Here is a 14,787-nt window from a genome sequence, read left to right as displayed (position 1 = left end):
GCAACGGAAATCCCTCAAAATTGCAGATGAATTAATACCGCTGCTTCAAGTATTATTGGTACGAGCCAAAGCAACCCGGAACCCTAAATTTCTAAATCGATGGTATAAAGAATTTGTGGACCGGGTCGATGATTGGCATTCCACCGCAGTTTTCATGTAAGCACCCCCCCGACTAATACGAAATTCATCCTGCTCACTATCATTCAACAATGTATTTACAAAAGAATTCCCCACCCATTCACGAACATTTCCGTACATATCAAATAATTTCCATGGATTGGGACTTTTTAATCCAACTGGATGAATTTTTTTTCCACTGTTTCCACGAAACCATGCGTGGTTATGTAATTGGGCAGGTTCATCGCCAAAATAATAGGAACTCGATGTCCCCGCACGGCAGGCATATTCCCACTCAACTTCCGAAGGTAAGCGATATTCATACCCCGCGGGCAAGGTTCCTTGTGTAGATGATAAAATTGATAATGCCTTGGAGAATGCAACTGCATCCAGCCAGGATACATTATTTACCGGTAAAGATTGATTCGATAAATCACTTTCAGAATCTGTAAAACTGGGATTGGCTCCCATTACTTGGGTGTAAACCTCCTGAGTCACTAAATATTGCCCGAGCCAAAAACCGTGCTCCACCTCCACCACTCTTTGTTCTTCTGCATAGGGTACCCAAATCGATAGCTTACCGGATGGAATCCACGAAAAAGTTCCCGCATAGTAATCATTATGATTCCCTTGGGGAAAGTCAGTCTGGCCCTGGCTCTCTTCATTAATCGATACATCAAATGCGAGCGGGTGCCTTGTCTTCCCACGACCTGGACGACCGCGAAGCTTTAAAATTGAACTCTTATCTGGAATCGTTTCCTGAACGGGTCTTTTAATCTCATTGGTCTGGCTGCTCGAGATCACATTTTCCGAATGTATTCCGTTTGATTCAGCATTTTGTAGACCTCTCTTTAATTGGACCATCCATACCCGGTCCCAGGACTTCCACAATTCAGCCCCATGATCTACTGGTACTGGCCCCCGGTCGACTATAGTTGTTTCTTTTTCCAACTTGGGGATTTCATTCAGTTTTTCCAACAAGGTTGCGCCGGCTTTTTTCTGCCAATTCTTCTCCGAAACAAAGACCGATTGGAATTGTTGTAAGCAAAGAGATAGTCCAGCTGGCAATGTGGTATGTTCGAGATAAATTGTGAGAATATCTTTATTTTCACTCAGGGCATATCCCACCTCACTTTTAACAAAGCGGGAATCAACGGATCGAGGAGATACAAAGACAACAAATATTGCCGACTTTTTAATGGCATGGGCAATCTCTTCCACCCATTCTCCAGCAGGTTGTATGCCTTCATCATACCACATATTAACCCCAGCATCACGAAATTCTCGCATAGATTGATAAACGGGAATCTTGTCCGCGTGAGCATAACTCACAAATACATAAGGTCCTTCCCCTGAGTAACTCTCAAAAGGTTCGGGTATGTCAGCAGAGGAAATCATTTTAAAAAGTTCTCATTCATCATAATGATAACCAGTTCGTTGTAGAATATAAATCGGATAACTTCCAAAATTTTTGGCGAGTTCTAAATTCCCCACATATTCAAAATCAAATCCGTCATGTCCAAAAGAAAGTAATGCCGCAACTGTTTCGGAAACAAAGACAGAACCCGGCAGTACGATTGGTTCAATTCGGGCAGCCTGATTCACATGACTTCCGAAAAAATTTAACTTTCCCAGGATGGGGTCAAATTTTTCATAAGCCGGTCCTGCATGCATTGAAATGCGAACCTCCATCCCCTCCATCATTCCCAATTGAGTCCAGTCTCCTTTAGAAAAATAATCTCGTAATTCAAGAGCCAATTCAACCCCGTCTTCTAATTTATCAAAAACTGCGAAAAAACTATCTCCCCAAGTATTCACGAAGGCAGGAGGTACAGAAAGTCGTTCAATAATACTGGATATCCCTCCCAGGAATTTTTCCACAAAGTACGGAGTTTTACTTTCGTCTAAACGGGAAAAACCTTCCACATCTGCAAAAAGCATAGTCTTGATTGTACGCGGTAATACTGAGGAAGCATCCCCCCCCATTAGGAATGTCGGATTTGTCTCTCCGCCGTGAGAGGGTAACTCGTTTGCTACAGGAGTTGCATCTAACACTCGATTTGCATCAATAATAACAGGGTCATTAAAATTCTTTTGCCATTTTTTCACCAATTCTCCAGTTCCTCCTTCCGCGCCGGGCTGGCCATCCCAAAATACGAGCAACTTGGGATCTTCATCCAATCCACGGCCTCGCATCGCAGCAAATCCAAGTAGCACATCATTACAGAAAGAATACAGAGTGTCCTCCCCATTGTATCCATCCTTGGTCACAAAATGAATGGAGGTCGCCTGATCAAGAACACTTTCAAATCGAGCAACCCAATTCCCCCCCGCCCGTCTCACACTCGTCTCAATAAATTCTTCCTTTGCAAAGGGTAAAAAAATATGTGTTTCCCCACCTCTCTCATTCATTGTCTCAAGAAATAAGATATCTGTACCACAAGCTGCAGAACTAAAACCACAATTTGCCTCCATTTCTTCCAAGGATTCCACAATTTCTTTTTTCGCAATTTCTTCTGCTTCGGGTGGAAAACGAGGAATTGAACCAGGACGGTCCAAGACATGTCCAGAAAATGCCACAATTCCTAATGTGGGGAATGCGTTCTGTATTTTCTGCCTGATCTCTTCCTCGTCGTAGGCACTTGCAATTTGAAGTGCCTGTTTACGAGTGCTGGCAATCCAGGAAGGCTTAACATCGGTCATTTTCACTGCCTCAGTATAAGAAAAAACCGCATCGTCCACCGAGCCTAGTAGTAAAAGTGCTTCTGCCTCAGTGGCTTGAATCCAATAATCATGTTTTCCATCGGCCTTTAATTTTTCACATATCTTCCAGGCTTTCTCTGCATATTCTTTTCCAGCCTCATCATTACCGGAGAAAAAATGCATAAATGAAATATTGATGCAGGGGTAATATTGGGTTTCCAAATCCTGTCTCTGACTTGTCCTTAGATTATCAAAGCTATTGGTGGAAAAGCCCTCCTCGTATCGAGCAATTGCAAGTTCTGCATACTGCTTTTTGGATTCTGAATCGGTTGCCTGCTCCCACAAATCTTTGTAGGCACTGGCTAATAAGCTATGTGTTTCAACCCCCCTGTCTCCTCCGCCAACTAACTCCTCTAGCAATTTAGAGGCAAGTTTGGGAGACCCTGCCTTGCTTAATGCATGAGCAGCTCGCTGACATAACTTCCGGTCATTTTTGTGAATACTCAGACCTGCTTTTGCGACATCATGGGCTAACAAAAACTCACCAACTGAGATCATTTTTTCACAAAGAATAAGGTACTCAATCGAAGAAGAATTTTCCTGATCAAATAACTTCCACTCCGCACGAAGACTCGGAGTTATTCTATTATTTAATTGGGACATCTTATTTTTTGATCTCCCCTCAATTAACTTTTACCAAGAAATCCAATTAGGATTCCCTTGAAACTACATTTTCTCGTAACGAGTACGAAGCATCTGGGTAAAAGCTGCCACCTTTCGGGCTTCTCTTTTTTTATCGGAAGGTTTTGCAAAGTAACGCTTGTCACGCACATCTCGTATTGTACCTTCACGGTCGAGGCGCTTTTTTAAACGACGAATTGCCCGATCGATAGGCTCGCCTTTACGTAATTTAATTTCAATTGTCATATAAGAAAGGTTTAAAGTAAAGATTCACGCCCACAGGTCAAGGCGGAAGATAGCTTAAAAATTTTTCTTTCCATACTTTCTTTCTTGAGGGGGTTCCGGAGTTCGTATGAGCACCCGTGCCCCCTTGACGCATTCATGCTTACGCCAATCCTTAAAAATCGAAGAGGAAAAACGCATTGAAAATCGACTATCGGTTTCCACCACAAGACCTTCGTCCTCACCATTTCGTGCGTACGCAAGGCGAATCAAAGTCCCTCCTTCTCCCTTCTCTCCCAGGGCAAACATGTCCTTTGTAAATTGTTCTGCCCCTCTATGCTCCGGGTCCAATAACCAAGTAACTTCCTCGGTTAGCGACGAAATCGCATCCTCAACCGGTCTTACATTGGTCACATTGGTTCGTAACTCACCGTCTTTTTTCGATGCAACTCCCTCCATCACGACAATTTTCCCCTCTTCCAAATGTAAGCCATATTGCTCAAAAGCCTCCGGGAACATGGGGATTGAAAAGTCCTTTTCTTTTGCAATTAAAGTAAATCGGGCCCAGGGCTTGGCATCTTTTTTGGTATATCGTCGTTCGATTTCAGATAATACTCCGCATAAACGAAAAGATCGCTTACTTTCCAAATTATCTAATTGATCAGAAGTAATGTCGTCTAACAAAGGTCCTAATCCACCAAGAGTATCAACTGGATGACCTGAAAGAAAAAATCCGAGTAATGCCCTTTCATAGCCCAATTTTTCCAACTCATCCATTTTCGGAACCGAAGGCCGATCCGTAATCGGGGCAAATCCGCCGTTTTCAGCCGAGTTCCCCCCACTGGAATCGTCCCCCATCATATCAAATAAATTAACTTGGCCCGCTTCCCTATCTTTCCTCCGCAATTGGGCCTCCCCCATCGCCCGGTCTAAGTCGGCAAGTAATTCGGAGCGGCTATCCTCCAAGGAATCAAATCCCCCCGCCTTGATCAAATTTTCAAGCACTCTTTTATTTACCGCTTTCCCTTCCACTCGTTCAACGAAATCAGAGAAATTAAGATAGGGACCATTTTTTCGCTCCTCTACTATCACACCAGACGGGGCATCCCCTACTCCTTTGACCGCGGCCAAACCAAATCGAATTGAATCCGCTTTATCTTCTTCTCCCTCGACTGGAGTAAAATTCTCCCCTGATTCATTTACATCCGGTCCCAAGACCAAGATTTTCATCTCGGTACACTCGCCTATAAAATGGGATAGTTTATCAGAATTACCCAATTCACAGGAGAGGACACCTGCCATAAAATGAACGGGGAAATTAGCCTTCAGATAACCCGTTTGATAGCTGATAATTCCATAGGCAGCCGAGTGGGATTTATTAAAACCGTACCCGGCAAATTTTTCGAGAATATCAAAAATTTCATTGGCCTTCTTTTCGGCAATCTCGTTCGTCTCTTTTGCACCAGTTACAAATATCTCTCTTTGCTTGGCCATCTCTTCGGGCTTCTTCTTTCCCATCGCCCGACGTAGAATATCTGCCCCACCCAATGAATATCCCGCGACTCGACGGGCTGCCTCCATTACTTGCTCCTGATAGACCATCACTCCATAGGTTTCCTCACAGACCTCTTCCAATAAAGGATGTGGGAATTTAATCGTCGAGGGATCTTCCTTGCCTTTAATATAATCCGGAATCCACTCCATCGGACCAGGGCGGTAAAGTGCGATCAATGCAATAATCTCATCCACATTGGAGATATTCATCTGCCTGCACAAACGACGCATTCCATCTGATTCCAATTGAAAGACCCCAATTGTTCGGGCTTCGTTTAATATTTCGAATGTCTTTTCATCTTCAAGCGATACATCGGCCACCCGAAATTTTTCAAATCCTTCTTTTTCGCGAATATGTTTCTCTGCCGCCGCAATAACAGTCAAAGTTTTTAACCCAAGAAAATCCATTTTGAGCAATCCCAAATCCTCCACTGGGTCTTTGGGGAATTGGGTAGTCAAAACTCCATCCTGACTGGTTAAAGGAACTAATTCCCGTAATGGACGGTCAGCAATAATAACTCCCGCCGCATGAGTTCCCACATTGCGCACCATTCCTTCAATCACTTTTCCCGTCTCGATAATCTGCTTGGCAATTGGATTCGTTTCACACTCCTGTCGAAACTCAGGACTCTTTTCCAGGGCCTGCTCCAAACTGATATTTAAATCATCGGGCACCATTTTCGCCAGTTTATCTGCCTCTGCATAGGGTACATCGCGCACACGGGCCACATCTCTCACCACCATTTTTGCGCCAAAAGTGCCAAAAGTAATAATGTTGGCCACACAATCGCGACCATATTTTTCACGGACATATTCAATCACCTCACCCCGCCGTCTCATACAAAAATCGATATCAAAATCCGGGGGTGAGACCCGTTCTGGATTTAAAAATCGTTCAAATAATAAACCAAATCGTAAGGGATCAATATCAGTAATTCCTAAAACATAGGCCACCAGGCAACCCGCTCCCGATCCTCTTCCCGGACCTACCGGGATATCCTGGTCCCTTGCCCATCCCATAAAATCGGCAACGATCAAAAAGTAGTCATTAAAACCAGTCTTGGTAATCACGCTCAATTCATAATCCACCCGCTCACTGAGCTCGCGTACTTTTTCATCGGTATCTTCCCCGCGAAGTTCCTCAGCCAGGTACTCTTTTTCATACCTCCCCTTTAATCCCTCAATACAAAGAAGTTTCAGGTATTTCACATTATCCACCTCCTTGGTATTAATCTCGGGTGGTAAAGTAAAGACCGGGTAATGATTCTCCCCAAAGGGCAGCTTAAGTTCACACATTTCCGCCACGGCAAATGTATTGGTAATTGACTCAGGAGCCTCTCTAAATAACTCCTCCATCTGCTCCCTCGACTTCAAATAAAACTGTTTCGCATCGTACCGCATCCTATTCTCGTCGTCGATCTTGGAACCGGTCTGTATACAAAGCAGAGCATCATGGGGAGCCCAGTCCTCCTCTTTCACATAATGCACATCATTGGATGCGATTACCTTTAAATCAAACTTTTTGGCAAATTTTAATAATACAGGCACAAGTTGAGCCTGTTCTTCAATCCCGTGATTATGGAGCTCAACGAAGTAATTTTCTTTTCCAAAAATATCGATCATCTGCCCCATCGCTTTTTCTGCCTCGTCCTCTTTTCCCCGCAGAATTAATTGGGGCACCCAACCCTGCATGCAACCGGTAAACCCGATCAAGCCTTTCGAATGTTCCGCCAAGGTTTCCAAATCCGTTCGTGGCCGGTAATAAAATCCGTCCACATGGGCATCTGATACGACCTTAGATAGATTTTGATAGCCCTCATAATTCTTCGCCAACATACCGATGTGGTACGATTTATGATTTTCTCTTCCGGGTTTCTCATCGTTTTTATGATCCGTTACCATGTAACCTTCACAACCAACGATTGGTTTAATCCCATGTTTTTCAGCCTGTTTAATAAACGAAATCGTACCAAATAAGTTCCCATGGTCAGTAAGTGCCATGGCGGACTGCCCCAGTTCCTGTGCTCTCCCCATTAAACGATCCATCCGACAACATCCATCCAGCAGACTGAAATCCGAGTGGACATGTAAATGAACAAAATCTTTATCCTTTGTAGCCATTAAATAGTAATTGTTTTCCCCTATCCATCATCCAAGAATGAAATGGTTTCAAGGCAATCTTGCGCACATTTTCAAACCCCTACTTCCTATCAGGATGAAATGGAGAAACATCCAAGTGTTTTTTCATCGCTTTCCGACATAGGAAAAATGCCCATACAATTATCGGGAAGATCAAAAGTTTTAACAGCGGTATATCATCCTGGAATAGAACAAAATCATAAAAGCCGTGGAGCAGGACAGCATACAATAATCCTTTGAGACTCTTTTCAGTTCGGGCGTTCCCCTTGTAATATTTAGATAATCCGATGTAGTATCCCATGATCACCGCAAAAGCTGCATGCATGGGAACAGCAGTAAACATCCGCATAATTGCCACCCCCAATCCCCCTTCCATCACATAAATAACATTTTCAAACGCGGCAAATCCAAGACTGACCATTACCGCATATACAATTCCGTCAAAGGGTTCATTAAAGCTTGGCTTTCGAAAAGCATACAAAACCACCACTAAATATTTCAACAACTCCTCCCCCAGTCCAACCACAAAGAAAGCCATAAAAAAAGACACCAGCATGTCATTATTTTTGTCCGCCAAGTCGAACTTGAATATTTCAAATACCCCTGAATTCCAAAAGCCTGCAGGAAAACAAATTAAGACCCCTAGGATAAAGCACATGACTAAAACACCCACGGGTTCCTTTTCATGCTTATCTTTCCAGTAAATATAAAGTGCAATGGCGAGAGCCGGTGCAAGTGCCATAACAAGGTAAATTAAAGTCATAGTTTAATTCCTTGTTACTTACTAAGTTTTTGAATTGTAGTCAGATCGAGTCGGCGAAATTCCACTTCTGAACCTTCTGCCTGAATGGAAAGTTTTCCCCTCTTCGCAGTGCAGGAATGACCATGGTTTACCAGTTCACTATTTACCCAGACTTTTACTTCATCCCCCAAACACTCAATCTGCATTCGATTCCATTCCCCAACCGGATTTTCGGATCCGTCAGTCAAATTAAGAATTCGTCGGGCTTTTCCCTCGGTAATTCCCCATTTCTCCTTGGCCCCTCTCCTTGTTATCATATTGGGAACTTCAATATTTTGCACGATACACCAAAAATCTCCCGCATGAGTATGGTTCATCTGTACCTCAATTGATTGGGGATACATTTTGTACAAGTTTCGCAGTTTTGATGCATGGACCAAAACGCCACAGTTTCCGGGTTTACCGGCAAAACGATACTCCGCAATCAATCGATAATTCTCAAACTCCTTTTCGGTCAGCAAATGCCCAAATGGCTTCCCTAGACTCACCAGCATACCATCCCGAACAATAAATGGTTTTGGCAAATCCGGTTTTTTATCACAGGCCGGAATATCCATCGTCCAGCCAGTTAAATCTTTTCCGTTAAAAAGAGATTGAGATTTTTCCCTGGCCCCTAAAACGGAGTATAGAATGACGAAGGGTAGAAAAAAGAAGTAGATGGTTTTCATAGTATTATAATTGATTTCTATCAAAAAATTTTATCGCTTTTCTGCCAATCAGAAACCACCCACTTCAGACCTTTTTTAACTTCTAGTTAGGTAATTTAAATAACAGAACTCGAACTAACCTAGTTTACTGTCTAAGTGACCCTTATTTTAGTACCTTTTGGAAACTTTTAACGAATTTGTCAAATGGCATGTCAAACTGGTGTATCAATAATAAAAAGAATCATGTGAAGCGATCTAACCGGTTCGTCCCCCAGGTAAACCTTAACAAAAAGAACGATTAAAATATTTTCTGCACAATAACCGCCAAGCAACAATAATAAATGCGGTCAGTGGGATACCGAATATCATGCCTAGAATACCTCCTAAGGCAGTACCCCAGAAAAAGATTGAGACCATAACCACAACGGGATGAAGACCAGTTTGCTGTCCCATTATTTTGGGTGTCAGGTAATAGCTCTCGATTACCTGGACGATCACAAAAGATATACCACACCCAATCAAAACATTCCATTCGCCGGTCTCTGCAATTCCCTCTGGTTGCAAATAAGCAACCAAAAGCGCGGTGATAATTCCGACAATCGATCCAAGATAGGGTACTATATTTAACAAACCAAAGAGTAGTCCTAGAGTAATCCCAAATTTTAATCCGCTAATGCTAAACCCGATTGCATATCCGACCCCCATAAGCAGTCCAATCATAAGTTGTCCACGAAAGAAGGAAACCAGTATACTTACAAATTCCCGGATTAAGAAAAGCACATCCTCTCTTACTGAATCAGAAAGAAAGCTTAATTCCCGGTCTAATTCATCAATTAGATTACGATTGGAGCTAAGAAAATAAAAAAGATAGATAGGAATAACGGCAAGGTAAGTCATTTGGGCAAAGAATCCGAGCAATCCACTCCAAGCTGACTGAATAACAGCCGCCGACTTTTCAGCTATTTCACCACCCTGCTTTTCCATTGTCTCCATCGCACGGTTGTGAATCTCGCTTGCCTTGCGATCCAAGTATTCGATTTGCTCGACTTTTTCTTCAATTGCAAAAAAGACATGCTTTTCCTCCGAATCAAGTAAGCGAAAAGTTTCCCTTTGATCAGTTCCAAGGGTATCATAAATCTCCTGCTCAGGGGGGGGTAAAACCAGAATGCTGTTAGTCTCTTCTCCTACAATTCCTTTCCAGTATTCTTTGAAAGATTCCACCTGCCCGGAAATCGACTCCCAAGTTTCAGGTGGAAGTGAGTCCTTCGCTTTTTCCTCGAGTTGATCTGGCCAATCTGCTGCGGTTCCCAAAAATTCTTTGGTTTGAAAAATTATTTTCCCTCCTAGTAACCAAGTCGCAGAACCAGCCGATGTTATTACTAGTATGTAAAGTAAGAGTATGGAGGAAAAACGACCCAGTTTAATCTTCTCCTCTAAAAAGGTCACGATCGGGCGAAGCAAAATGGCGAGCATACCCGAGATTGCCAATGACCAGATGACCCCGCCAAACAAGTCAAAGGCACGATTCAATATCAAAATGACTGAGGCCAGTAAACATCCCAGTAATAATGCACCGGCAAAACAAGCCACGAACCCTAGAAACTTCCGTTGCCTGTCGGAAAGAATTGGTGAGGCACTTGAACTGTCTTTCATGTATCTTTTCCTTTTGTTTTCTTGCTTGAGCCTTTACTCAAGGATAGACATCAATTGAATGATGTCGAGTTCGTAGTCAAACGAAAGAACTACTCCGTTACGCTTAAACATTATTCCATTATGCTCAATACATACCGAAACATACTACTTTTTTGCTTACTATTGAATTCCTATTCATGGGCAGAAACTCAAAACGCCCCCACCCTGCCCCTCGCTGAAGCAGTGGAAAATGTGTACCCCGCAATTGTTCGAATCGAAGTGGTTTCAGAACAGGGTTCGAGTGGAAGGATGATGAAATCACGGGCAACAGGGAGTGGAGTCATTATTTCCAAGGATGGACGCGTGGTGACTAACCACCATGTGGCGGGCAAAGCAACCAGAATCACCTGCAGGCTACATAACGGCGAGGAAGTTATGGCCGATTTATTAGGTGCAGATCCGATGACTGACCTTGCAGTACTACTTCTAAGAATGGAGGATCGCCCTGCAAATAGTAAACCTCTCACTGTGGCCAATTTTGCAGACTCGGATAAGGTGGAGATTGGAGATGTATGCTTTGCAATGGGAAGCCCGGCAGGACTTTCCCAATCCGTAACCCGTGGCATCGTTTCCAATGTCGCACTCATTTCTCCCAATAAGGGTTCTTTTAGGCTGGATGGAGAGAATGTGGGGGAATTAGTGCGCTGGTTGGGGCATGATGCAGTCATTTTCCCTGGAAACAGCGGGGGACCACTTGTCGATGAAAAGGGATATATTATTGGTATTAACGAAGTCGGAATTGGTAGCTTGGGCGGAGCGATTCCGTCCAACTTAGCACGCACCGTTTCCAAAGAATTAGCCGAGAACGGATTTATTTCCCGTTGTTGGACTGGACTGGAATGTCAACCCGTACTGAATCCCAATGAGAAGGGAATATTAGTTGCTGGTATTATTGAAGAATCCCCTGCTGAGGATGCCGGCTTGAAACCCGGGGATTTAATCAAAACTTACGACGGTCGTACAGTCATGGCTCGAATTGCAGAGGACCTTCCTCTTTTCAATCAATTATCCTATGGAATGAAGGTTGGTAAGAAGTTGAAGATAACGGGGCTTAGGAAAAATAAAAAGATGTCATGGGTACTGACTACGGCCACTCGCGAATCTGCATTTGCCAAAGAAAGAGAATTGAAAAGTTGGGGTATTACCATTCGGGACTTCACCTTAATGTCATCACTTGAAGCACGGCGCTCATCGAAGAAGGGTGCACAGGTTCACTCGGTTGGCCGGGGAGGGCCTTCCAACAGTGCAAAACCTAGCCTAAACCGCGGGGATGTGATCACTGGAATAAACGGAAGTCCGGTAACTGGTATAGCAGATCTGGTTCGCCTATCCAAAAAAATAACCGAAGGGAAAAATGAACCGGTTTCTACTCTGGTCAGTTTTGAACGAGACATGGCCAAGTTGTTAACGGTAGTTAAGATTGGACCGGAAGCGGAAGAAAATCGCCCAGTTCAGGCTTGGAAACCATGGTTAGGGGTATCCACACAAGTATTAACCCGTGAACTTGCTGAAGCCCTTAATATGCCTAAAACAACAAGAGGAGTTAGAATTGCACAAGTCTACCCCAGAACACCTTCCCAAAAAGCTGGCATGCAAGCGGGAGATCTTCTGTTTCGAATTGATGGGCAGATTATCCAAGCTTACCGAACTGAAGATGCAGAAGTTTTTGGAAATATGATCAAAGAATATAAACCTGGCTCACTTGCCCTATTTTCCGGAATGCGCGACGGAAAAAAACTTGACCTTAATGTTACTTTGGAAAAACGCCCGGATCCTTCCAATGAACTACCGGATTATGAAGAAGAGACCTTCGAGTTTACAGTTCGTGAATTATCATTTGGTGACCGAGTAAGCAAAAGGCTCAAGGAAAAGGAACCCGGATTGGTGGTCGAGAATGTGGAACCTGCAGGTTGGGCATCTCTTGCTGGTCTGAGACAGGGCGATTTAGTTCTCAATATTAATGGAGAGAGTATGAGTGAGGTTGATTTGTTCGAAAAGAAAATGAATCAATGGATCAAAAACGAAGAGAAACGAATTATATTCTTTGTGAAAAGAGGCATTCATACCCTGTTTCTTGAACTTGAACCCGATTGGGATAACACGTAAACGGAGTCTGACAAAACTTATATGAAAAAACTCGTACTTTTCACACTCGCTCTTTTTCTTGGAGTTTCATTTCAAGCATTGGGAAAAAAACCGGAAATACTGTGGAGAAAATTGCTCAAGGAAAATGCGAATTGCGTTACCTGGGTTTCAGTAACGGTAAAATTGGAAATTAGTGCGGGGGGAAGAAGCCTTCCTCCCCAAGAACAAAAACTGGAAGCACTCGGAACCATTATTGCAGAGGATGGTCTTACCGTGCTCTCTCTGAATAAAGTCGACCCGACTGCCAATATTCTTTCGCGAATCCGCACCCCTGGTGCATCCGTGAATGTAAACTACACGGAAGTGATGCTTTTAATGCAGGACGGGACCGAGGTACCCGCCAAGCTTCTATTAAAAGATGTAGACCTCGACCTCGCTTATGTCCTTCCGATTAAGGAGAGAAAGGATGAATATAAAGAGGTTATTTTTTCGAAAGTTCCATCCCAAGCAAAACAAAAGGCCGATCCATTAATTTTAGACGAGGTAGTTTCAATTGGAAAGTTAAGACAGACTCTTTATCGACAATCCACCCTTCAACGAGGTTGGGTAAATGCAGTCATACAAAAACCACGCAAGTACTTTGTAATCGAAAATACTAGCCCAGGTACTCCAGTTTTTGACCAGAGTGGAAAATGGTTGGGAGTAGTGGTATATAAAATGGTCGGTGGCAGACCATCAGAAATTGTCACTTTACCGGCGAGCGATGTCCTTGAAATTGCCCAACAAGTTCGAACAAGGACTCAATAAGTTTTCCTTGCGACTGTTATTAACTTGTAGATATTATGTTATCTCATGAGCATTCAATTCAATCATACATTTAGAAAATTCTACCGGACCGCTTATTTAGTATTTTTCTTTTTGCTTGCTGCATGCTCAGATAAAGAACTTCACCCCGATGATGTTGAATACAGGAGGGATGAGAATGGAACACAAATCCTGTACCAGTTAGGTAGTGAGAAACCTTTCGGGAGCACTAAACGAGCTTTTATTGTCGACCATTACCCAGATGGAAACGATCACTTCAAAATTGGTTTTGTAAATGGGTTAAAGGATGGAAACTTTACTTTCTGGCAAGAAAATGGCTTAGAATTAGTAAGCGGGGCATTCAAAAAAGGGAAACGAAACGGTTTATTTATCGCGTACGGAAAGACCGGAGAATTGGTCTATGAAAAATCGTATAGTAATGGAGAATTAGATGGCACTTTCAAACTGTATTATCCTAGTTCTCCGAGTGATGTAAATCGTTACCACGATCAATTAAACGATAAAGGAATGGATCCTGGTGAATTGGAAGTAACCAATCATCTTCGTCTCGATGCTTCTTTCTCAGATGGTAAACCAGTCGGTCCATACCGCTCCTATTTCCACCCTAGAGGTAAAATACTAACTTTAGATGAACTCCTTCGGGAAGAAGGTAGTTTTAATGAAAATGGCGTGCTTTCAGCGGAACAATACACCTACTATCCACAAACTCATGCTTTAATTGTTAACATGCCGGATAATAAAAGATTGGATACCGTTCACCCGGCTAGTTCAGACGGGTTTTCACGAGCAATTGATGAAGCAGCAAAAAAGATATTGGAGATTCCTTCCTACCGAAACCCAAATAATGCACCGGCTTTAGTTTGTGCAATTGACGAAAGAGGAAATGAAATTACTCCCATTTGGTCCTCACATATTCAGGCAATCGCCATCCGAAATATGGACGGCTTCCTTCTTAATGCTCGCTTCAACGCAACATACGAAGATTTTGTCTTTGATGCGATGAATTTGGCGAATGAAACCTTGCTTGCCATTGACACTACTTTAGATCCTGAGATGTTATCTCAATTCGAAAAACAGGGAGCAGCAGTTGAGATTGTGGGGTTGGATTCAAGGGGTGTTATTATTGACATTCTGTGGTCTAGCAAACAATCCAATGATATCATTCCTCTCGACGAAAGAATTGATCGGAAAAGAACGAAGTTAAAGAGAATGTGGCAGAAAGGCATGACCAGCGAAGCAAATTGGCTCCTTTCCAATGGTTCCCAAATTACCATTAAAAACGAGAATTCAACTTTCAATTCAAACCCATTTTTACGGTAA

10 protein-coding genes are annotated in these 14,787 nt (G+C 43.0%); 3 read left to right on the top strand and 7 right to left on the bottom strand.

Going from position 1 to position 14,787, the window contains the following annotated elements; all coding sequences use genetic code 11:
* Positions 1-45: 45 nt before the first annotated feature.
* The 7 genes from ACKPQ5_RS03110 to ACKPQ5_RS03080 form a co-directional block, all read right to left on the bottom strand.
* Positions 46-1,515 (bottom strand): SUMF1/EgtB/PvdO family nonheme iron enzyme, encoded by a 1,470-nt coding sequence (locus ACKPQ5_RS03110; RefSeq protein WP_407677635.1) that lies wholly within the window; start codon positions 1,513-1,515, stop codon positions 46-48.
* A 12-nt stretch (positions 1,516-1,527) separates the two neighbouring features.
* Positions 1,528-3,483 carry an adenylate/guanylate cyclase domain-containing protein gene (locus ACKPQ5_RS03105; protein WP_407677634.1) on the bottom strand — a complete coding sequence of 652 codons (1,956 nt, stop codon included), beginning with the start codon at positions 3,481-3,483 and terminating at the stop codon, positions 1,528-1,530.
* A 63-nt stretch (positions 3,484-3,546) separates the two neighbouring features.
* On the bottom strand, positions 3,547-3,747 hold the full coding sequence (gene rpsU, locus ACKPQ5_RS03100) for a 30S ribosomal protein S21 (protein WP_407677633.1): 201 nt from the start codon (positions 3,745-3,747) through the stop codon (positions 3,547-3,549).
* A 54-nt stretch (positions 3,748-3,801) separates the two neighbouring features.
* Positions 3,802-7,398: a DNA polymerase III subunit alpha gene (gene dnaE, locus ACKPQ5_RS03095; protein ID WP_407677632.1), complete on the bottom strand. Its 3,597-nt coding sequence runs from the start codon at positions 7,396-7,398 to the stop codon at positions 3,802-3,804.
* Between the two features lie 79 nt (positions 7,399-7,477).
* A complete protein-coding gene (locus tag ACKPQ5_RS03090) occupies positions 7,478-8,179 on the bottom strand; it encodes a PrsW family intramembrane metalloprotease (RefSeq protein WP_407677631.1) in 702 nt (233 codons plus the stop codon).
* A 14-nt stretch (positions 8,180-8,193) separates the two neighbouring features.
* Positions 8,194-8,886: a 3-keto-disaccharide hydrolase gene (locus tag ACKPQ5_RS03085; protein ID WP_407677630.1), complete on the bottom strand. Its 693-nt coding sequence runs from the start codon at positions 8,884-8,886 to the stop codon at positions 8,194-8,196.
* A 261-nt stretch (positions 8,887-9,147) separates the two neighbouring features.
* Complete coding sequence (locus ACKPQ5_RS03080) at positions 9,148-10,518, bottom strand: AI-2E family transporter (protein ID WP_407677629.1); 1,371 nt, start codon at positions 10,516-10,518, stop codon at positions 9,148-9,150.
* Between the two features lie 162 nt (positions 10,519-10,680).
* Between ACKPQ5_RS03080 and ACKPQ5_RS03075 the strand changes: the two genes are divergently transcribed.
* Genes ACKPQ5_RS03075 through ACKPQ5_RS03065 form a run of 3 tightly spaced genes read left to right on the top strand, consistent with a single transcriptional unit; the run spans position 10,681 to position 14,787 of the window.
* Positions 10,681-12,663 carry a PDZ domain-containing protein gene (locus tag ACKPQ5_RS03075; RefSeq protein ID WP_407677628.1) on the top strand — a complete coding sequence of 661 codons (1,983 nt, stop codon included), beginning with the start codon at positions 10,681-10,683 and terminating at the stop codon, positions 12,661-12,663.
* A 21-nt stretch (positions 12,664-12,684) separates the two neighbouring features.
* Positions 12,685-13,449, top strand: a complete 765-nt coding sequence (locus tag ACKPQ5_RS03070) for a hypothetical protein (RefSeq protein WP_407677627.1) — start codon at positions 12,685-12,687, stop codon at positions 13,447-13,449.
* Positions 13,450-13,494: 45 nt separating this feature from the next.
* Positions 13,495-14,787 (top strand): toxin-antitoxin system YwqK family antitoxin, encoded by a 1,293-nt coding sequence (locus ACKPQ5_RS03065; protein ID WP_407677626.1) that lies wholly within the window; start codon positions 13,495-13,497, stop codon positions 14,785-14,787.

It is taken from the genome of Candidatus Seribacter sulfatis (genome assembly GCF_964187635.1).
Lineage (GTDB): Bacteria > Verrucomicrobiota > Verrucomicrobiia > Opitutales > Seribacteraceae > Seribacter > Seribacter sulfatis.
The sequence above is the reverse complement of the archived record's forward strand: the minus strand, read 5'-3'. Positions and strand labels throughout refer to the sequence as shown.

Excerpts from the sequence above, each read along its gene's own strand:
- rpsU (WP_407677633.1), bottom strand. The coding sequence starts at position 3,747 with ATGACAATTGAAATTAAATTACGTAAAGGCGAGCCTATCGATCGGGCA.
- ACKPQ5_RS03065 (WP_407677626.1), top strand. The coding sequence starts at position 13,495 with ATGAGCATTCAATTCAATCATACATTTAGAAAATTCTACCGGACCGCT.
- ACKPQ5_RS03110 (WP_407677635.1), bottom strand. The coding sequence starts at position 1,515 with ATGATTTCCTCTGCTGACATACCCGAACCTTTTGAGAGTTACTCAGGG.
- dnaE (WP_407677632.1), bottom strand. The coding sequence starts at position 7,398 with ATGGCTACAAAGGATAAAGATTTTGTTCATTTACATGTCCACTCGGAT.
- ACKPQ5_RS03085 (WP_407677630.1), bottom strand. The coding sequence starts at position 8,886 with ATGAAAACCATCTACTTCTTTTTTCTACCCTTCGTCATTCTATACTCC.
- ACKPQ5_RS03080 (WP_407677629.1), bottom strand. The coding sequence starts at position 10,518 with ATGAAAGACAGTTCAAGTGCCTCACCAATTCTTTCCGACAGGCAACGG.
- ACKPQ5_RS03105 (WP_407677634.1), bottom strand. The coding sequence starts at position 3,483 with ATGTCCCAATTAAATAATAGAATAACTCCGAGTCTTCGTGCGGAGTGG.
- ACKPQ5_RS03090 (WP_407677631.1), bottom strand. The coding sequence starts at position 8,179 with ATGACTTTAATTTACCTTGTTATGGCACTTGCACCGGCTCTCGCCATT.
- ACKPQ5_RS03070 (WP_407677627.1), top strand. The coding sequence starts at position 12,685 with ATGAAAAAACTCGTACTTTTCACACTCGCTCTTTTTCTTGGAGTTTCA.